We start from the raw sequence: 19,305 nt of genomic DNA, 5'->3' as shown, positions 1-19,305 counted from the left end.
CCCCATGGAGATGCAGCGCAAAATGACTGGCCAACCGGCATTGGGACGAGACGGCGAACTGGGCCGCATCGTCACCGTCAGCCTGCCCGCGCCCTATGAAGGCGTCGGGAAAGCGCTACGTTCAACCTATAAGCCGCCTCGCGACGCCCTACCGGATGACATGATGGCCTTGCTCGGAAAACTTGATCGACATTAAGTTTAAGCTTTTCGTTACCTTTTGGCCGGCATAATTGCGTCACGTTCGGGCTTGGAACCGGAGTGCCGCCACCATGATGTATCGCAGCTTTGCCATCGCCACGCTGGTCGCCGCGCCATTGATTGTCATGGCCGTGCAGAATTTCCTGCCCACCGCGCCGGACGCGCCCGAGGAGCAGGTCGCCGCGGCGCCTGTCCCGCCTCCGACCCAGCCACCTGTCGCCGCGCCAAGCGTCGCTCCGCCACCGCCTGCGACCATTCCTGCCCCTGCCGATTTTGCGGCGTCCGCGCCCATGGCGGGGGAACCCCTGCCCGGGGCGGGCCAGCCGATGCTATCCCCCGGCCAGGGCCTTCCTTCGGCGTCCTCTTCGGCTGATGGCGGGGCAAACCCATATTCCACGCCGCAACAGGCGCCGGCCGGATCGCCCAACGCGGAATATTGACGCTAGCTCCGTCATTCCGACGCCAGCGGTAATCGCGCCAACTCAAATCGCACCGCCGAACGTATCGCATTGCGCCGGATCGCCGGTGCTCAGCCCTTTGCGCAGCCATTCCATGCGCTGGGCGCTCGACCCATGGGTGAAGCTTTCGGGCACAGGCCGCCGCCCGGCCGCTTTCTGCAACGTGTCGTCGCCGATCGCCTGCGCCGCGCGCATCCCTTCTTCCAGGTCGCCCGGCTCCATCAGATTTTCATCGCGCGCCGCCCAGACGCCGGCATAACAGTCCGCCTGCAACTCCATCTTCACCTGAAGGGCGTTACCCTGCGCTTCCGACACGCGCTGCTGCGCCTTTCGGATGCGGTCGGCCTCGCCGGTGATGGTCTGGATATGATGGCCCACTTCATGCGCGATGATATAGCCGATCGGGAAATCGCCGGGTGCGTTGAACCGCGTTTCCATCTCGCGGAAGAAATCGGTGTCGAGATAGATGCGCTGGTCGGCCGGGCAATAAAAAGGCCCCATGGCCGACATCGCCGCGCCGCACCCCGACTGCCCATTCTGGCTGTAGAAGACCAGCGTCGGGGGCGGATAGGTCTGCCCCTGCGCCCGGAAGATGTCGGCCCAGCGCCGCTCGGTCGATCCCAATACCTTGAGCGACGTGCGCTGCATATCGGTCAGTTCCGCAGTGGAAGGCCGCTCGGTCTGTACCTGCTGCCCGCCACCACCGCCGCCACCCAGCAGGCTCAACGGATTCATCCCCATGACGACCATGATGATCAGCACGACGACGATACCGCCGCAGCCAAAGCGGCTGCCGATCAGCGGCAGCAACATGCCCAGCCCGCCGCCGCCAAATCCGCCGCCGCCGCGCCCGTCCTGCACCTCGAAATGGCTGCTTTCCTGTTCGTCGTCCAGCCGCATCGCGTCCTCCCTGTTGCCCGCGTCATCGCTTACGCGAAGTGCCGTTGCGCGAAAACCGCCGGTATTCGCGAAGGTTGCGCCAACAGGCTGCTTTCTTGCAAGACATTGAGTTGGAACGTGCGCGGCAATGCCTATATTGCGCTGCGACATGGCAGACATAGAACCCACGGCTGCACAGCCCCGTCCGCACCGCCGCGCGCGCACGTCCCTCTCCCTGCCGCGCGAAATCGCGCTGCTGCTTCAGGGCGGGGGCGCGCTCGGGTCCTTTCAGTCCGGGGTGTTCGAACGGCTCGATGAACTGGGCATCGACATCAGCTGGGTCGCGGGCATTTCCATCGGCGCGGTCAACGCCGCCATCATCGCGGGCAACGAACCGCATCGCCGGCTCAGCCGCCTCAAGAAATTCTGGTATACCGTGTCGGGCGGCATGCCCAACGTCATCCTGCCCGATATCGACCAGATCCGCGAAGTCGCGCATCTGGGCGCGGCCGCCACCGTCGCCAGCTTCGGCGTGCCTGGCATGTTCCGCCCGCGCTTGTGGCCGGCCACGCTGATGCCCGAAGGATCGCCTGGCGCGATCAGCTTCTATGACAGCGCGCCGCTCAAGGACATGCTGGACGCCTGCGTCGACTGGGACCTGCTCAATGACGGGCCGGTGCGGCTGTCGGTCGGCGCGGTCGACGTCGAAAGCGGCAATTTCGCCTATTGGGACACGCGCGGGCCGGGCGGCAATACGCGGATCGACGCGCGCCACATCATGGCCTCGGGCGCGTTGCCGCCGGGCCTTCCTCCAATCGAGATTGACGGGCGCTGGTATTGGGATGGCGGCATCGTCTCCAACACGCCGCTCGCCCATGTCCTCACGCACCAGACCGAGGACATGCTGGTTTTCCAGGTCGATCTGTTCCCGGCCGAAGGGCCGATGCCGCAGCAGATGACCGATGTCTATTCGCGCATGAAAGACATTCAGTATAGCAGCCGCACCCGTCAGGTGACGGACCAGTATCTGCGCCTGCGCCGCGAACATGGCGCGATCGAGGCGCTGCTCAAGAAATTGCCGCCCGACCTTCAGAATTCATCCGAAGCCCAGTCGCTGCGCCAGTGTCTGGACCAGGGGTCGGTCAATATCGTCCACCTCATCTACCGGTCGCGCAACTGGGAAAGCGGCGCCAAGGATTTCGAATTTTCCCGCTCGACCATGCTCGACCATTGGAGCCAGGGCCGCGAGGCGGTGGAGGAAGTCATGCACAAGGGCGACCTCATCGCCCGCAACATCCTCGACGGCAAAAGCGCGACCTTCGATCTCGACGCACCCGATCACCTGAAGGAGAAAACGGCATGAGCAAGTTCCTCACTGGCAAGACGGCCCTGATCACCGGATCGACCTCCGGCATCGGCCTTGCTTATGCCAAGGCGCTGGCCGGCGAAGGCGCGAACATTGTCATCAACGGCTTCGGCGACGCAGACGCGATAGAGAAGGAACGGCAGGGCCTGGAAAGCCTGTCCGGCGCCAAGGCACTCTATTCGGGCCATGATCTCACCAAGGTCGACCAGATCGAGGCGATGATGAAGGAGGCCGCCAACGCCTTTGGCGGAGTGGACATTCTCATCAACAATGCGGGCATGCAGCATGTCGCCCCGGTCGAGGAGTTCCCGCTCGACAAATGGGACCTCATCATCGCGCTCAACCTCAACGCCGCCTTCCACACGACGCGCCTCGCCGTGCCCTATATGAAGGAAAAGAAATGGGGCCGGATCATCCAGACGGCCTCCGCCCATTCGCTGGTCGCCTCCCCCTATAAAAGCGCCTATGTGACCGCCAAGCACGGCTTGGCCGGCTTTACCAAGACGGTGGCGCTGGAAGTCGCGACCTTCGGCGTCACCGCCAATTGCATTTCGCCCGGTTATGTTTGGACCCCGCTTGTCGAAAACCAGATTCCCGACACGATGAAGGCGCGCAACATGACGCGCGAGCAGGTGATGAACGACGTGCTGCTTGCGGGCCAACCGACCAAGGAGTTCGTCACCGCAGAACAGGTCGCCGCCACCGCCCTCTATCTTTGCAGCGACGCCGCCGCGCAGGTCACCGGCGCCAACCTGTCCATCGACGGCGGCTGGACCGCGCAATAATGTCAGGCGGGCCCTTGGCCTAGCGCCAGGGCGCTACCCTCCGGGATGACGATCCCGCTCATCCAGGCCCGCTCTGATCCTGTTCATAGCCGCCCCCGCCGTCCTGCCCCCCTGTCGCTTCAGTGTCGCGTTGTGGTCGCTTTGGCGTCGCCTTGCGGTCGCTTCCGCGCGAAAATCGCAAAAGCGTGTGAACTTTGCCCGATAGCGTCGCTGTCGCGTCGCCTCTTCCCTCCGGCTCTGCCCTCCGCTAGCCAGACGGACATAAGACAAGGGGATTATCATGCATTTGACGTCCAGCCTCGCCGCCCTGGCGCTGGCCTTTTCCGCCACCATCGCTCATGCCCAGGACGAACCGAAGAAAAAGGACGAGGCAGCTGAAGCCCCTGTTCCGGCCCCCAATGTTTCGGTGACCCGGCACAAGGGCGTGTTCGGCGGCAAGGCGATCAGCTATACCGCGACCACCGGCGAAACCTATCTCAAGGACAAGGATGGCAAGCCGCTCGCCGCGATCTTTGCCACCTCCTATGTGAAGGATGGCGGCGACGGGAAACGCCCGATCACCTTCCTTTATAATGGCGGCCCCGGCTCGGGCTCGCTGTGGCTGCACATGGGCGCTTTTGGTCCTAAGCGGGTCGTCCTCCCCGACGCGCAGGATGATGGCGCGCCACCCTATTCACTGGTAGACAATGCCGAATCCCTGCTCGACATTACTGACCTTGTCTTCATCGATCCTGTCGGCACCGGCTTTTCTCACGCCCTTGGCGACAAGGACCCGAAGGATTATTGGGGCGTCTCCGCTGACGCCAAGTCGATTGCCCAGTTCATCCGCCTGTGGCTGAACGACAATGGCCGCTGGTCCTCGCCTAAATATATTGGCGGCGAAAGCTACGGCACGACGCGATCGGTGGCGCTCATCAACGAACTGGAAGGCACCTATAATGATGTCGCGGTCAACGGCATCATCCTGATCTCGACCATCCTCGACTTCGGGGCCACAGCCGAGGTCCAGGGTAATGAAATGCCCTACATCATCAACCTGCCTTCAATGGCGACCACCGCCTGGTATCACAAGAAAATGGGAAATCCGCCGGCCACCGTAGCGCAGGCCGCGCAGCAGGCGCGCGCCTTTGCCATCGGTCCCTATGCGGCCGCCTTGCTCAAGGGCAATCAGTTGTCGCCGCAGGAGCGTGCGAGCGTCCGCGCTGAACTCTCCCGCCTGACGGGGCTTTCCGAAACCTTTGTCGATCATGCCGACCTGCGCGTATCGCCCGGCCGCTTCTACAAGGAATTGCTGCGCGACCAGGGAGTCAGCATCGGCCGACTCGACACCCGCTATACCGGCAAGGATTATGACGCGGCGGGCGAGGAGCCGGATAACGATCCCAGCTTTTACGCAATCGACGGCGCCTATACCGCCGCGATGAACAGCTATGCCCGCGACACGCTGAAATATCGCACCGACCGCTCCTATGTGACGATCGGAGGGGTCAGCGGCTGGGACTGGAAACTGGAGGGCAAAAATGGCCGGGCCAGTGAAGTCTACACAAGCGTCGCACCGTATCTTGGCAAAGCCCTGCGGGAAAATAGCGGGCTAAAGGTGTTTGTCGGCCAGGGCTGGTATGATTTCGCCACACCCTTCTTCGGTGCCGAATATGCCATGAGCCGCACCGGTTTCGATCCCGCGCGCATCCGCTATCATTATTATGACGCCGGCCACATGATGTATGTCCGCCCCGACGACCTGCGCAAATTGAGCGCCGATATTCGCGCCTTCATTTCCGACCGGTGATCGGGATGGCGAAAACTTGGCTCTTCAACCGCGCCAAATTGCCCTTATGCTGCGCGCCAGCAAGGGAGATTTTGATTATGCGCCACACGCTCGCGGCCCTGTTGGCCGTTGCCAGCTTCACGTCCGCCGCCGCCGCTCAGACCAGTCCCGCCACCACAGCCGCCCCCGCGACACCGCCCGCCCAAAGCGCGATCGGTGCGGCGGTCGCCAAGGATATGGACGCCATGATGGCGCTCTATCGCGATCTGCACGCCAATCCCGAATTGTCGCTCAAGGAAGTCAACACCGCCGCCAAGCTCGCCAAGCGGCTGAAGGCCCTCAAATATGACGTTACCGAAAAGGTCGGCGGCACCGGCGTCGTCGCGGTGATGAAGAATGGTACCGGCCCCACGTTGCTGATCCGCGCCGACATGGATGGCCTGCCCGTGGTCGAACAGACGGGCCTCGATTTCGCGTCAAAGGTCCGCACCAAGACCCCCGAGGGCGTTGAAACCGGCGTCATGCACGCCTGCGGCCATGACACGCACATGACCGCCTTCATCGAAACCGCCAAGCTGCTCGCCGCGCGCAAGGATGACTGGAAGGGCACGCTGGTCATGATCCTCCAGCCGGCCGAGGAAGTGGGGAAAGGCGCGCGCGACATGCTGGAGGACGGGCTCTATACCCGCTTTCCGCGTCCCACCCATGCGCTCGCCTTCCATGATGCGGCCAATCTGGAAGCGGGTGTCATCGGCTATACGCCCGGCTATGCGCTGGCCAATGTCGACAGCGTCGACATTGATGTGAAGGGCGTGGGCGGCCACGGCGCCTATCCGCAGACCGCCAAGGACCCGATCGTGCTGGGATCGCGCATCGTCGGCACGCTCCAGACTTTGGTGAGCCGCGAACAGGACCCGCAGGACCCCGCCGTGGTGACGGTCGGCAGTTTCCAGGCCGGGGCCAAGCATAATATCATCCCCGATGAAGCCAAGCTGCTGCTGACCGTGCGCAGCTACTCCGACGAAACCCGGCAGAAGCTGATCGACGGGATCAAGCGGGTGGCGCGCGGCGAAGCAATCGCCGCCGGCATGCCCGACGACAAGATGCCGGTGGTGAGCGTCAAGGACGAATTCACGCCCTCCACCTACAACCCGCCCGAATTTGCCGAGGAGATGGCGGGCCTGCTCAAGGCGAATTTCCCCGAAGGGCGCGTCGTTCAAACCAGCGCGGTCATGGGAGGCGAGGATTTCGGCCGCTTCTACCGCGCCGACAAGTCGATCAAGAGCTTCATCTTCTGGGTCGGCGGCGTGCCTGCCGACAAGATGGCCGCGGCCAAGGCCGGGCAGATCAGCCTGCCATCGCTCCACAGCCCCTTCTGGGCACCCCAGGCCGACAAGGTCATCGCCACCGCCAGCGAGGCGATGACCCTGCTGGCGCTCGACATATTGAAGAAGGGCTAAGACGGAATGGTGAACCGGCTCATTGCTCTGGCGGCGTGTGTGGCAATCGGTCTGACAATTGCCGGCCCGCCATCGTCCGCTCAGCCGTCGTTCGCAGGAGAATATGCTGCGCCGCTTCGCAAACCTGTGTCTGTTCGATATGGAACCGAACGCTCGCAGACGGCTAACTTCTGGCGCGCGTCCGGAAAACAGCCGGCGCCATTGGTCATCATTGTCGATAATGGCGGCTGGTCTACGGCTCCCGGCCCCTCCACCTACCAACTTGCTGGAACGCTTGCCAGTCACGGCATTGCCGTAGCCCGACTGCCGGCACGACCTGATCGTCTTCCCGGCGTTCGCGAAATCGTGGCGGACACGACAAGCCTGATGAAATTTTTGCTGTCACAGGCCGCCCGGCGCGGCCTTCGTACGGATCAATATGTGATTATAGGCGTGGGTGGGGGCGCCGCACCAGCGGCCTTGATGGCTACCGATGACAGTTGGGCCGATCAACCCGCGCTCACCTTTTCCCATTTGCGCGGGTTGGTCTTGATCGAACCATTGGGTGTCGATCCCGAGCGCGTCGTCGAAAAGATGCGACCGGATCGCCGTGAGGAGGTTCTAGAAGCCTTGGGCGAGACGACCGAAGCACGAAGGGCTAACTCCGCATTAGGCCATCTTGAAGCGCCCAATACGGGCAGCGTCTTCATTCTGTCTATCGCGGACGGGCTAGCCGAGAGCACAAGCGCTGACCTTGCGCGCCTGCTTAGCAGCCATGATATTGAGGTAAATGCCTCTGAAATGCCGAAACCCGTCGTAAACGGTCCGCGTAGTGTTTTTGGCAATGAAATGAACAATGCTACTCAGGAAATCCTCGATTATCTGAGGAAACGGTTTGAAATGTAAATCCTCTCAAACTGGCAAAGTCGGTTATCGAATGACGGCCATCAATTTAAGTCATCACGACACAACACAAACCGGGGCGCCGCACCCGGCGCCCCGCGCGCATCAGGCGCCGAAGCCGCCGTCGATCGTGTGCATCGCGCCGGTTACATAGGCGGCCTCCGGCCCGGCCAGATAGGCGGTCAGTCCGGCAATCTCGTCCGCCTTGCCATAGCGCTTGATCGCCATGAACGGCATGACCATGCCTGCAATCTCGCCGTCCGCGGGATTCATGTCGGTATCGACCGGGCCGGGCTGGACGACATTGACGGTGATGCCGCGGTCGCCCAGGTCCCGCGCCAGCCCGCGCGCCATGCCCTGCAAGGCAGACTTGGTCATCGCATAGGCCGCCGCCCCGGCGAAAGGCACGGCGTCGCCATTGACCGATCCGATGACGATGATACGCCCGCCGTCCGCCATCATTCGCGCCGCCTCGACCGCTGCATGATAGGGCGCGCGCACATTGATATCGATCATCCGGTCGACGGCATCGGAATCGAATGTCAGCGGATCGCCGATCATCGCGACGCCGGCATTAACCACCAGGATATCGAGGGGCCCCTGCTGCGCCACCACATCGATCACCTGCTGCCGGTCGGCCGCGTCGGACCGGATCGCGCTGGCCCCTGTTTCCTGGCTCAGCGCCTGCGCGGCGTCATGCGACCCGGAATAGGTAAAGGCGACCTGCGCCCCGTCCCGAACGAAACGCCGCACGATCGCCGCGCCAATGCCACGGCTGCCGCCAATGATCAGGGTCTTTTTGGAAGTCAGGTCAGTCATGTCGGTCATCCTTGAGAATTATGTACCGACCGCTATATAAAATGGGGAAATCACGGTTCAAGGATTATTATAGTGGTTGATACAGAAAAAATCCGCAAGCGTGGTCGACCCCGCGCCTTTGACCGGGAAGCGGCGCTGGAAACGGCGCGATCCTTGTTTCACGCCCATGGCTATGAAGGGGTCGGCGTCGCGGCTCTGGCCGAAGCAATGGGGATCAATCCGCCCAGCCTCTATGCCGCTTTCGGCTGCAAGGCGGCGCTCTATGACGAAGTGCTGGCCCGCTATGATGCGGCCGCGGCGCCATTGCATGCGCTGATGCAGCTGGGCGCCGATCCCGCGGTCACGCTGCCCCAATTGCTGCGCGAGGCCGCGCATATCTATGCCGCCGATCCGCAGATGGCGGGATGCCTGGTTCTGGAGGGCGCGCGCAGCGCCGATCCCGATGCCGCCTGCCGCGCGCGGAACTGGCTGGACTTGGGGCGCGGGCGCATCCGCGACTTCATCGCCTGCACCCATCCGCAAAAGGCGGACGTGGTCGCGGACTATGTCGCGGCGGTCATGTCCGGCATGTCCGCCGATGCGCGCGCGGGCCATCCGCCCGAGCGCCTGGCCGCCATCGCCGATATGGCCGCCCTGGCGATCCGGGCAATGCTAGCGCCGACGCCCGCCTAGCGCGGTCGATGCCCCTTGCGCCACTTGGTCCATAAATGCCGCGCCAGCATCAGCGGCGGCATCCGCAGCCAATGCGAGCGCAGATAAAAGGCGAAGACCAGCAGTTTGCGCGTCTCCCGCCCCCAGCCGTCGCGCGCGAGCAGGCGGGCACGGACGATGCGGTCCCACAGCGTCAGCGCCCCGCCGCCGCCATATAACGCGCCGGCCAGTCGTTGCGCCTGCGCCACATGCCGCCGCAAGCCATGGCGCGCCGCCCGTCGATCAAGCGCGACGGGATCAACATGCTCCAGCAGACAATGAATATCCCAAAGATTGCGCAACCCACCCTGCAAATCGCCATCGGCCAGCATATGCGCGGCGGCGTGGATCACCCGGTCTTCAGGCGACAGCGTCCAGACATTCTCCCCCGCCGGCACTGCGTCGGCCAGCAGGGCATCGGCATCGGGCTTGGGCCGCGCCGTCAGCGGCAATATGGTGTGGTGCACGTCGATCATCTGGTCGCGCTCGACATGGATCATCGGCGGCAATTCGTGCATCCACTTGCGGTAATAGGCATCGTCATAGGCGTCTTCCTTCACCCATTCCCAGCCTGCGGCCATCAACGCCCGCTCGACCTGGGGCATCGCCGAGCGTGGCACCAGAATATCGAGGTCGCCGATGAAACGCCCCTGCCCCGCCAGCAATCCGGCGGCGGCATAGGCCGTGCCTTTGAGCACCACCAGCCGCACGCCGATCGGCGCAAGCGCCGCCGCGGCGCGATCCGCCTCCCAAAGGGCCTGCCGCGCCTCCCGTTCTGCGTCCATGCGCGCGTCCCGCAGGATGGGCTGGACATGATCTGGCAAGCGCACCCCCTCCACACGCCACGCCAATGTCGCAATCAGCCGCTCCGCCTTCGCCGCCGCGATCAGGGCGTTCCACTGCGCCGCGTCCAGATGCTCGGCGGCGGCGGGATTTCGCAGCACCCGCACCAGCAGGGCCGCGCTCACACGCCTTCATCCCACAGCCGGTCGATCATCTCGAACGCAGCTTCCCCCGACGGGAAGTCGATCGCGCAGGCAGGCACGCCGGTGACGAAGCGCGTCAAAGCGACAAAGCCCGCCTCACCCAGCGCGACATAATTGGTCGACGCCTGGGTCAGCCGCATGAACGCTTCCCCCTGGCCCACCGGACGGATCGCAGCCGCATGGCCAAAGCGCGGGAAGAGCAGCAGTGCCGGCATCGCCCCTTGCGCCATTCGCGCCACAACGTCGGGTCGCGGCACCAGATGGCGGATGTCGCCCTTGGCCGTGGCACGCAGCAGCGGCCCCATGCGCTGCGCGCCCACCACATGCTGCACGACGCCGATGGCCTGATTTTTCAGGGAAACGAGGCGCGGAAAGGGCAGGATCGCGCCCTTGTCGAGGTCCAGCAGTGCGAACTCGTCGCCCATCAACCGCCAGCCTCGTTCCCCCAAGAGCGCGGCCAATGTCGATTTTCCGGACCCCGACTCACCCGTCATCACCAGTACGCGGCCGTCCCTTTCCACGCTCGACGCATGGAGCAGCAGATGCCGCCGCCATCCCAGCGCCATTTGCAGGTTCATCCCCATTTCCGCCGCCAGCAGTCCGTGGGGCAGGCTCATCGGCGCGGCGTCGGCCAGGCCGTGATCGCCAGTGATGAAGATGGACGGCCGTACCCATCGCCGCAACATATTGGTCGGCTGCAACCGCACCGTGAAGTCGGCAATGGCCCCGCGACGGTCGGGATAGCCGGCATAAAGGTCCGCAAGCTGGTCTATCGGCGCGCGCCAGGCCGACCCGATCCGGAAGGTGGCGGGTCCGATTTGCAGGGTCAGGCTATGCTTCATGCCGCGCGCACCAGACCCAGCGCCTCCAGCGCCTCCAGTTGCGCGCCGATTTGCGCCAAAGCGTCATCGCGATCGCCCAAGTCATAGCTTTGCGCCAGCCGATGCCACAGGTCGTTCACCGTCAGGGTGGCGCCATCCTGCATCGCGCGCAACATTTCTGGCACGGGGCTGATCACCATGTGCGTTTGCCCCGATCGACCATGATAGAGCAAAGTCAGATCATCGAGCGCGCAGGTCAGGCACGCGTCGCGCGGGTCGATACGGTAACGCTTGATCCGGTCCAAAGGTCGCTGGTCCTGCGGCATCACCCCACCCATAAGGGGAGAGGGTAGCCAAGACGCTAACGCATCAGGGCCATGCAGGCGAGGGCAGGATCGAAGCTACGGGTGACGGGATCAGATCGGCGAACGCCGCGACATAGGCGTCGAGCGCCTGCGCCGCCCGGTGGTCGCGGATCGCCGCTTCCATGAGCGACATGGGCGCGGGACGCGCCAAGGTCCGTCCGATCGCCTGGGCCAGGGCCGCGCTGTCGCCAGTTGGCACGGGGGGATGCTGGCCAGCAGCGGCCAGAACCGGACGAATATTGGGCGTACTGTCGGTCGCCACGACGTTTGCGCCGCAGGCCAGCGCCTCGATCAGCGTGGCGCACAACCCCTCCCAGCGGGAGGGCTGCAACAGCAGGTCCGCCTGCCCCATCAAATTGGCGAGCCTTTCAGGATCGGCGACATAGCCTGTGAAGACGACGCGATCGCCAATGCCGAGCGCTGCCGCCTGCGCTGCCAATGCCGCGCGCAGTGGCCCTTCGCCCACGATCGTCAGCCGCCAATCAAGATGCGACAGCCGCGCCAGCGCCGACAATGCCGTTGCATGATCCTTCTGCTCGACCAGTCGCCCGACCATCAGCAGTTGATAAGGCGCGTCGGCATCACGCGGTTGCCGCTGCATTCGCACCTTGTCCATGATCGGGGTCACGGTCGGCCGGGGCAGCAGGCGCACGGTCCCGCTCCGGCCCAGCAACGCGCGATCATGCTCGCCCATGACGATGGTCAGGTCGCTGATCCGGCTGATCGCGCAAAATCGTTTCCACCGCGCCCAGGCGGCAAGGTCGCGGCGACCGGCCGGGCAGATGGGGTTGGAAATGCGCGCCACCGACCGGGTCGTGGTCCCCAGGCACGCCAGCGCGACCAGCATGTTGCTCTGGTTGCCGGCGGAATAGAGGATGTCCGGCCGGTGCCGCCGCACCATCGCGGCGAGCGCGGGGAATTGGGCGATCATCGACAGGCGTCGGTTGCCGCCTGGAGCCGCCACCCGCCGCACCGGCACGCGGGAATCGACAAGATGCGCGCTGACGCCGTCGGTATGCGCCATCCATAGTTCTACGGCCTTGCCCTGGCGCGCCATGTGATTGGCCAGCATGATGGCGACCCGATCCAGTCCGCCATCGCCCGGTCGGTAGAGATATATCGCCGCTGACAGGTCGTCCCTTGACCCGACGCCATGCTGAAACATTGTGTCTCCGCCGTCTGAACCAGTATCGCTGGTTTGACGGCATCAACGCGCGCGTTCCGTATCGGCTCCCGCTCGCCCGCACCGGACGACGCGGCGGCAGGTCGCACTATCGCGGCATTTGCAGCGATGCGTAGCAGGTAAAGCCGCTCGTTCCCGACTGGAGTCGGCGGATATAGTTGAGATAGGCCTGGTTCTGGTCGTAGCTCGTGCCCGGCAACGGCCGTCCGCGCAGCGCCTGTTTCACCTGCTCGCCGGTATAGCTGCGCCCGGTGCCGGGAAAGGCGCCCGGCGTTCCCGGCGGCACGACCTGCCCATTGGGCGCGATATATTTGCCCGCCCGTCCCTGGTCGGGCACCGGGATGGTGCAGTTAAGGACCGACGCCGCGGTATTGGCCAGGGCCGGCCGGATGGACACGATGGTCGACGCGGCGACCGCCCCGCCCATCAGCAATTGGCGACGTGACGCGACGCCACCTTCGGCCAGGCCATCGGCGGCGGAAGGCTGATGCGGGACATCCCCGTCCTGATCGGGCTTGGGATCGGTCATATCGCTCCATTTCGCATCGGGCACTTGCCAAAGCGTAAAGATTGCCCGCTATTGGAACAAGACATTCGCAGCAAATGCGCGACAATTCCAGTGCGGTAACCATGAATCGGCTCAGTATCTCGCAAATCACCGCCTCGCTCGCCATGCTGTTGCTGGGCACGGGCGGCGCCCTGATGATGGGCGCGCCCCCCCTGCACATCGCCTTGCCGATCCTGGCGGGCGTCGTGGTCCTGATCATCACATCGGGCGATGCGGGCCTGCGACCGGCGGAAACGACGCTCGCCATCGCCGCACCCGAACAGACCGATATCACCGCACACCCCGACTTCCCCAGCCTGCTGGAAGGGATTTCGGACCCGCTGATGCTGGTGGAAAAGGGGCGCATCGCCCGCGCCAACCGCGCCGCCATGCGCCTGCTGGGTGCCCATATCGAAGGCGAGGATGCGCGCATCGCCATCCGCCACCCCGCCGCGGCCGAACGGTTGGCCAGCATGGCCCCGCTGGCGGAACCGATCATGATCGAACTGGTGGGCCTTGGCACTCGCGACCAGCGCTGGCAGATGCGCGTCGCGCCGGTCGGTGCGGTGGAAGCGATGCGGCGACTGGTCCATCTGGTCGATCATAGCGGCACCCACGCCGCCGAGCGGATGCGCGTGGACTTCGTCGCCAATGCAAGCCACGAACTGCGCACGCCCCTGGCGGGCATATTGGGCTTCATCGAAACGCTCGCCGACCCCGAACTGGGCAAGGACGTCGAAACCCGCCAGCGCTTCCTCAAGATCATGGACGGCGAAGCGCGCCGAATGCAGCGATTGATCGACGACCTGATTTCGCTGTCCAGGATCGAGGCGGAAAAATATCGCACGCCCGACAGCGCGGTGGACCTCTCCGAACTGGTGGCCGAAGTCGTCGGCGTGTTCCGTTCCAGCCATGGCGAGCGGGGCCGCGACGTGGAAATGGACATCGTGCCGTCACTGCCGCCGGTGCTCGGCGATCGAGCGCAATTGTCGCAGCTCATTCACAATCTGATCGGCAATTCGGTCAAATATGGCCGACCCGGAACGCCGATCAAGGTGACGCTGTCCGAAGGGTCGAGCGGCATGGCCCGGCTCTGCGTCGCCGATGAAGGCGAAGGCATCGGCCCCGATCACCTGCCGCGCTTGACCGAGCGCTTCTACCGCGTCGATTCGGGCCGCAGCCGCGCCATGGGCGGCACGGGCCTGGGCCTTGCCATCGTCAAGCACATCGTGGAACGCCATCGCGGTCGCCTGGACATAGCCAGCACGCTGGGCAAGGGCACCAGCATCACCGTGCTGCTGCCACTGCCGGCGGACGACGTGGCGGCGAATATGGACGAAAAGAAACGCCCATCGGCGCTATCGGGCACGATGTCATGAAATTGAAATGGGAATGTCACAAAGGCGCGACTGTCCGCGACTAGGGCCGGCTCCAAGGGGGGCGGCGACACAGGATTCGCGGCTTCGACAATGGAGATAGACGTGAAGACATTCGCCTTGCTCGCCGCTGCGGCCACGAGCGTCCTCAGCCTTGCCGCCTGCGGAGACCAGTCGGGCAGCGCCGGCAGCACCCGCGACCAGATCCGCGCCGTCGGTTCCTCCACAGTCTATCCCTTCGCCACCGCGGCCGCCGAACTGTTCGTCCAGAGCAATCCCGGCATGAAATCGCCGATCATCGAATCGACCGGCACGGGCGGCGGCATGAAGCTGTTCTGCGCCGGCGTCGGCGCTCAGCATCCCGATATCGAAGACGCGTCGCGCCGGATGAAGAAGTCCGAGTTCGACCAGTGCCAGGCCAATGGCGTCAAGGACATCATCGAAGTGCAGATCGGCGTCGACGGTCTGGCCTTCGCCGAATCCAAGGAAGGCCCCGGCCTCTCGCTGACGCCCAAGATGGTCTATGAAGCGCTGGCCGCCAACCCCTATGGCAAGGGCGCGAACAAGGCGCAGACCTGGAAGGATGTCGACGCCAGCCTGCCCGCCATCCCCATTTCCGTCTTCGGCCCGCCATCCACCAGCGGCACGCGCGATTCGCTCGCTGAACTGATCCTCGAAAAGGGCTGCCAGACCGATCCCGCCATGGCGGCGCTCAAGGACAAGAATGAGGATGAATATAAGGCGACCTGCACCCGCATTCGCGAAGACGGCAAATATGTCGATTCGGGCGAGAACGACAATCTGATCGTGCAGAAACTGGGCGCCAATCCCAACGCGGTCGGCGTTTTCGGTTTCAGCTTCCTGGAAGAGAATAAGAACACGCTGAAAGACGTGCCGATCAATGGCATCCAGGCGACCTATGAAACCGTATCGACCGGCCAGTATCCCGGCGCGCGCCCGCTCTACATCTATGTGAAGAAGGCGCATATGCAGGCGGTCCCAGGCCTCCAGGCCTATCTCAACATCTTCGCCTCCAACTGGGGTCCGGGCGGCGTGCTCGCCAAGCGCGGCATGGTCCCGGCGCCCGACGATGTGCGCAAGGCCAATGCCGAGACGGTCAAGTTGCTGACCGTGCTCGACGGCGCCGACCTCAAATAAGCGAAGGCCAATGACCGGACCTGCCATCATCCTGCTGCTCGCAGGCCTGGGCGCTATCGCCTGGGTCAGCGCCCGCGCCCGCGCCATGCGGTTGCAGACCGCCGCGCGCGCAACCGGGCGTCGCGACGCCGTCCACTCGCTGCCCGGCTATCATGGCTGGTATGTGGCGCTGTGGACGCTGATCCCTGCCGGCATTTTCCTGGCGGTCTGGGCCAATATCGCGCCGGGCCTCGTCACGCAGAGCGTGCTGGCGGACCCGGCGGCCCAGGCCCTGCCCGCCGACGGCTTCGCGCGCTCCGCAATATTGGGCGAAGCGCGCGCCATCGCCAGCGGGCTACAGGCCGGGGCCTTCAATCCCGCGAGCCAGGCGCTGGTCGAACCCTATCGCACGGCGATCAGCGAATATGGCATTGCCGGCGCGGCGCTGGCGCTGATCCTCGCCTTTGCCGGCGGCGCCTATGCCTTCACCCGCATCCGGCCGGACTTTCGCGCCCGCACCCGGGTCGAACGGCTGGTGATGATGGCGTTGCTGCTGGCGTCCCTGCTGGCGATCGTGACCACCCTGGGCATTGTCGCGTCGCTGCTGTGGGAAAGCTTCCGCTTTTTCTCGATGGTCAATCCCATCGACTTCCTGTTCGGCTTCAAATGGTCGCCGCAGTCGGCCGCCATGGGCTATGGCAATGACGATGCGTTCGGCGCGATCCCGCTGTTCTGGGGCACGATCTTTATCGGCGCCATCATCGCCATGATCGTCGCCATCCCGCTGGGGCTGATGAGCGCGGTCTACCTCACCCAATATGCCAGCCCGGCGGTCCGCAAATGGATGAAGCCGCTGCTGGAGGTGCTGGCAGGCGTTCCGACGGTGGTCTATGGCTATTTCGCGGCGCTGACGGTTGCGCCGGCCCTGCGCGACTTTGCCGTCGCCATCGGCATCCAGGGGGCATCCTCCGAAAGCGCGCTCGCCGCCGGCCTTGTCATGGGCGTGATGATCATCCCCTTCGTGTCATCCATGGCCGACGACAGCATCGCCGCCGTTCCGCAGTCGATGCGCGACGGCAGCCTGGCGATGGGCGCGACGACGAGCGAGACAATTAAACGCGTCCTAGTCCCCGCCGCCCTGCCCGGCGTCGTGGGCGGCGTGCTGCTGGCCGTCAGCCGCGCGATCGGCGAAACCATGATCGTGGTCATGGCCGCCGGCCTTGCCGCCAACCTCACGCTCAATCCCTTCGCCAGCGTGACGACGGTGACGACGCAGATCGTCCAGTTGCTGACCGGCGACCAGGAATTTGACAGCGCCAAGACGCTGGCCGCCTTTGCGCTGGGACTTGTCCTGTTTGTCGTCACCTTGCTGCTCAACATCGTGGCCCTGCGGGTCGTGAAAAAATATCGCGAGGCCTACGAATGAGCCGAAACAGCAAAACCCCGCTCGGGCTGAGCTTGTCGAAGCCCTGCCCTTCTGCACAGAAAAATACAGCCCTTCGACAGGCTCAGGGTGAACGGAGGTTTGCGCAATGAGCGCAAGAAATCCCACCGACTGGAAGTCCGACGCCATGCGCAAGCGGATCGCGCGGCGCTACGCGGCCGAACGTCGCTTTCGCCTGCTGGGCCTGGGCGCGGTGCTGCTGTCCGCTGCCTTCCTCGCTTTCCTGCTGGTGACGATGATGGGCAACGGCCTTCGCGGCTTCACCCGGACCGAAATCGCGCTCAACGTCGATTTTCCGGCATCGCCGATGCTGCTCGACCCACAAGCGATCACCGACGAAGCGCTCGCCAACGCCAATCTGCCGATGGTGACGAGCAGCGTCGCAGAAAAGCAATTGGGCGAGGGCGCGGACGCCTTGCTGGCCCCGACCGCGTGGACCAGCCTGCGCGACGCGATCAAGGCTGATCCGACGATCCTCAATCGTACCGAGGTCATACGCGTCCCCGCCTCGACGGACATTGATCTGGCCGCCAAGAGCGACGGAACGCCGGCCGCAGAGGCCGCCGTCAAGCGGCTCAACCAAGCCGGCATCCTGTCGACGGGCTTCAACTGGGGCTTCCTGTCGGGCAGCGACGGCACGGACCCGACGCAGGTCGGCATCTGGGGCGCGTTCAAGGGATCGTTGCTGACGATGCTGGTGACGCTGGTGCTCAGCTTCCCGATCGGCGTCGCCACCGCCCTGTATCTGGAGGAATATGCGCCCAAGGCCTGGTGGACCGACATCATCGAAGTGTCGATCAACAATCTGGCAGCGGTGCCTTCGATCATCTTCGGCCTGCTTGGCCTCTCGATCTTCCTCAATCTCCTGCACCTGCCACGGTCGGCCGCACTGGTCGGTGGCATGACGCTGGCGCTCATGACGATGCCCGTCATCGTCATCGCCGGGCGCAACGCGATCAAGTCCGTGCCGCCCAGCATCCGCGACGCGGCGCTTGGCATCGGCGCGTCGCCGGTACAGGTCGTGTTCCAGCATGTCCTGCCGCTTGCCTTGCCCGGCATCCTGACCGGCACCATCATTGGCATGGCACGTGCACTTGGCGAAACCGCGCCGCTGCTGATGATCGGGATGCGCGCCTTCATCGCCACGCCGCCGGGCGGCGTGACCGATCCGGCGACCGTGCTGCCGGTGCAGATCTTCCTCTGGTCGGATGAGGTATCCAAGGGCTTTGTCGAAAAGACATCCGCCGCGATTATCGTGCTGCTGGTCTTCCTGCTCGCGATGAACGGCCTCGCCATCTACCTGCGCAACAAGTTTGAAAAACGGTGGTAATCAGCCCCATGACTGACGAACAAAAAAGCCTGGCTCCGGCCAATCCGAAGATGACCGCGCGTGACGTCAAGGTCTTCTACGGTCCCAAGCAGGCGATCAAGGGCGTCTCCATCGACGTCGACATGGATAATGTCACCGCCTTCATCGGCCCGTCAGGCTGCGGCAAGTCCACTTTCCTGCGGACGCTGAACCGCATGAACGACACCGTGGCGTCGGCGCGGGTGGAAGGCACAATCACGCTGGATGGCGAAGATATCTACGCCCCGTCGATGGACGTCGTGCAGCTGCGCGCGCGCGTCGGCATGGTATTCCAGAAACCCAATCCCTTCCCCAAGTCGATCTACGAAAATATCGCCTATGGCCCGCGGATCCACGGCCTGGCTGCGTCGAAGGCGGACATGGACGTGATCGTCGAAAAATCGCTCCGTCGTGCGGGTTTGTGGGAAGAAGTGAAGGACCGGCTGCAGGACAGCGGCACGGCCCTGTCGGGCGGGCAGCAGCAGCGCCTGTGCATCGGCCGCGCCATCGCGGTCGAACCAGAAGTCATCCTGATGGACGAGCCCTGCTCGGCGCTCGACCCGATCGCGACCGCCAAGATCGAGGAACTGATCCACGAATTGCGCGGCCGTTACGCCATCGTCATCGTGACCCACAACATGCAGCAGGCCGCCCGCGTGTCGCAGCGCACCGCCTTCTTCCACCTGGGCGAACTGGTCGAATATGGCGTGACATCCGACATCTTCACCAATCCCAAGGCGGAGCGGACCAAGGATTATATCACGGGTCGCTACGGCTGATCCGCGCGGAGAGA

Annotated in this window: 20 protein-coding genes; 13 read left to right on the top strand and 7 right to left on the bottom strand. The window is 64.3% G+C overall.

Annotation, left to right across the window (positions count from 1 at the left end; genetic code table 11):
- The first annotated feature begins 22 nt into the window (after positions 1-22).
- Both SAB01S_RS10285 and SAB01S_RS10280 read left to right on the top strand, forming a co-directional pair.
- The gene (locus SAB01S_RS10285) at positions 23-196 is read left to right on the top strand and encodes a hypothetical protein (RefSeq protein WP_236616825.1); all 174 of its coding nucleotides are present in this window, start codon (positions 23-25) and stop codon (positions 194-196) included.
- A gap of 73 nt (positions 197-269) precedes the next feature.
- Positions 270-638 (top strand): hypothetical protein, encoded by a 369-nt coding sequence (locus SAB01S_RS10280; RefSeq protein ID WP_062732934.1) that lies wholly within the window; start codon positions 270-272, stop codon positions 636-638.
- A 42-nt stretch (positions 639-680) separates the two neighbouring features.
- Here the strand turns inward: SAB01S_RS10280 and ypfJ are convergent, their stop codons facing one another.
- Positions 681-1,556 carry a KPN_02809 family neutral zinc metallopeptidase gene (gene ypfJ, locus SAB01S_RS10275; RefSeq protein ID WP_062732933.1) on the bottom strand — a complete coding sequence of 292 codons (876 nt, stop codon included), beginning with the start codon at positions 1,554-1,556 and terminating at the stop codon, positions 681-683.
- A 148-nt stretch (positions 1,557-1,704) separates the two neighbouring features.
- Between ypfJ and SAB01S_RS10270 the strand changes: the two genes are divergently transcribed.
- From SAB01S_RS10270 to SAB01S_RS18450, 5 genes are all read left to right on the top strand, one after another.
- Positions 1,705-2,898, top strand: a complete 1,194-nt coding sequence (locus tag SAB01S_RS10270; protein ID WP_062733011.1) for a patatin-like phospholipase family protein — start codon at positions 1,705-1,707, stop codon at positions 2,896-2,898.
- Entirely contained in the window at positions 2,895-3,686 is a 792-nt protein-coding gene (locus SAB01S_RS10265; RefSeq protein WP_062732932.1) for a 3-hydroxybutyrate dehydrogenase, read from the top strand. Before SAB01S_RS10270 ends, SAB01S_RS10265 begins: the two co-directional genes overlap by 4 nt.
- Before the next feature lie 280 nt (positions 3,687-3,966).
- Positions 3,967-5,475 (top strand): S10 family peptidase, encoded by a 1,509-nt coding sequence (locus tag SAB01S_RS10260; protein WP_062732931.1) that lies wholly within the window; start codon positions 3,967-3,969, stop codon positions 5,473-5,475.
- A gap of 77 nt (positions 5,476-5,552) precedes the next feature.
- The gene (locus SAB01S_RS10255) at positions 5,553-6,914 is read left to right on the top strand and encodes an amidohydrolase (RefSeq protein WP_062733010.1); all 1,362 of its coding nucleotides are present in this window, start codon (positions 5,553-5,555) and stop codon (positions 6,912-6,914) included.
- A 6-nt stretch (positions 6,915-6,920) separates the two neighbouring features.
- The gene (locus tag SAB01S_RS18450) at positions 6,921-7,799 is read left to right on the top strand and encodes a hypothetical protein (protein WP_157078319.1); all 879 of its coding nucleotides are present in this window, start codon (positions 6,921-6,923) and stop codon (positions 7,797-7,799) included.
- Between the two features lie 102 nt (positions 7,800-7,901).
- On the opposite strand, the gene bdcA is transcribed toward SAB01S_RS18450, so the two are convergent.
- Positions 7,902-8,615, bottom strand: coding sequence for an SDR family oxidoreductase (gene bdcA / locus SAB01S_RS10245; protein WP_062733009.1), 714 nt, complete (start codon positions 8,613-8,615; stop codon positions 7,902-7,904).
- Positions 8,616-8,687: 72 nt separating this feature from the next.
- Between bdcA and SAB01S_RS10240 the strand changes: the two genes are divergently transcribed.
- A complete protein-coding gene (locus SAB01S_RS10240; protein ID WP_062732929.1) occupies positions 8,688-9,287 on the top strand; it encodes a TetR/AcrR family transcriptional regulator in 600 nt (199 codons plus the stop codon).
- On the opposite strand, the gene SAB01S_RS10235 is transcribed toward SAB01S_RS10240, so the two are convergent.
- The 5 genes from SAB01S_RS10235 to SAB01S_RS10215 form a co-directional block, all read right to left on the bottom strand.
- Positions 9,284-10,273, bottom strand: a complete 990-nt coding sequence (locus SAB01S_RS10235) for a nucleotidyltransferase domain-containing protein (protein ID WP_062732928.1) — start codon at positions 10,271-10,273, stop codon at positions 9,284-9,286. The two genes, SAB01S_RS10240 and SAB01S_RS10235, sit on opposite strands and share 4 nt — an antisense overlap.
- Complete coding sequence (locus SAB01S_RS10230; protein WP_062732927.1) at positions 10,270-11,133, bottom strand: HprK-related kinase A; 864 nt, start codon at positions 11,131-11,133, stop codon at positions 10,270-10,272. Before SAB01S_RS10230 ends, SAB01S_RS10235 begins: the two co-directional genes overlap by 4 nt.
- Complete coding sequence (locus SAB01S_RS10225; RefSeq protein ID WP_062733008.1) at positions 11,130-11,438, bottom strand: HPr-rel-A system PqqD family peptide chaperone; 309 nt, start codon at positions 11,436-11,438, stop codon at positions 11,130-11,132. The genes SAB01S_RS10230 and SAB01S_RS10225 overlap by 4 nt, the downstream gene beginning before the upstream one ends.
- A gap of 43 nt (positions 11,439-11,481) precedes the next feature.
- On the bottom strand, positions 11,482-12,642 hold the full coding sequence (locus SAB01S_RS10220) for a glycosyltransferase (protein ID WP_062732926.1): 1,161 nt from the start codon (positions 12,640-12,642) through the stop codon (positions 11,482-11,484).
- A 106-nt stretch (positions 12,643-12,748) separates the two neighbouring features.
- Positions 12,749-13,087, bottom strand: a complete 339-nt coding sequence (locus tag SAB01S_RS10215; protein ID WP_245646458.1) for a hypothetical protein — start codon at positions 13,085-13,087, stop codon at positions 12,749-12,751.
- Positions 13,088-13,290: 203 nt separating this feature from the next.
- Here SAB01S_RS10215 and SAB01S_RS10210 point away from each other — a divergent pair, with 203 nt between their 5' ends.
- The 5 genes from SAB01S_RS10210 to pstB all read left to right on the top strand — a co-directional run bounded on the left by SAB01S_RS10210 (position 13,291) and on the right by pstB (position 19,291).
- Positions 13,291-14,586, top strand: a complete 1,296-nt coding sequence (locus SAB01S_RS10210; protein WP_062733007.1) for a sensor histidine kinase — start codon at positions 13,291-13,293, stop codon at positions 14,584-14,586.
- Positions 14,587-14,688: 102 nt separating this feature from the next.
- Positions 14,689-15,741: a substrate-binding domain-containing protein gene (locus SAB01S_RS10205; RefSeq protein WP_062733006.1), complete on the top strand. Its 1,053-nt coding sequence runs from the start codon at positions 14,689-14,691 to the stop codon at positions 15,739-15,741.
- 10 nt (positions 15,742-15,751) lie between these two features.
- The gene (gene pstC, locus SAB01S_RS10200) at positions 15,752-17,146 is read left to right on the top strand and encodes a phosphate ABC transporter permease subunit PstC (RefSeq protein WP_062732924.1); all 1,395 of its coding nucleotides are present in this window, start codon (positions 15,752-15,754) and stop codon (positions 17,144-17,146) included.
- Between the two features lie 106 nt (positions 17,147-17,252).
- The gene (gene pstA / locus SAB01S_RS10195) at positions 17,253-18,494 is read left to right on the top strand and encodes a phosphate ABC transporter permease PstA (RefSeq protein WP_062732923.1); all 1,242 of its coding nucleotides are present in this window, start codon (positions 17,253-17,255) and stop codon (positions 18,492-18,494) included.
- Positions 18,495-18,502: 8 nt separating this feature from the next.
- Positions 18,503-19,291 (top strand): phosphate ABC transporter ATP-binding protein PstB, encoded by a 789-nt coding sequence (pstB, locus tag SAB01S_RS10190; RefSeq protein WP_021225387.1) that lies wholly within the window; start codon positions 18,503-18,505, stop codon positions 19,289-19,291.
- The last annotated feature ends 14 nt before the right edge of the window (positions 19,292-19,305 follow it).

The sequence above is a fragment of the Sphingobium abikonense NBRC 16140 genome (assembly GCF_001598335.1).
GTDB lineage: Bacteria > Pseudomonadota > Alphaproteobacteria > Sphingomonadales > Sphingomonadaceae > Sphingobium > Sphingobium abikonense.
The sequence above is the reverse complement of the archived record's forward strand: the minus strand, read 5'-3'. Positions and strand labels throughout refer to the sequence as shown.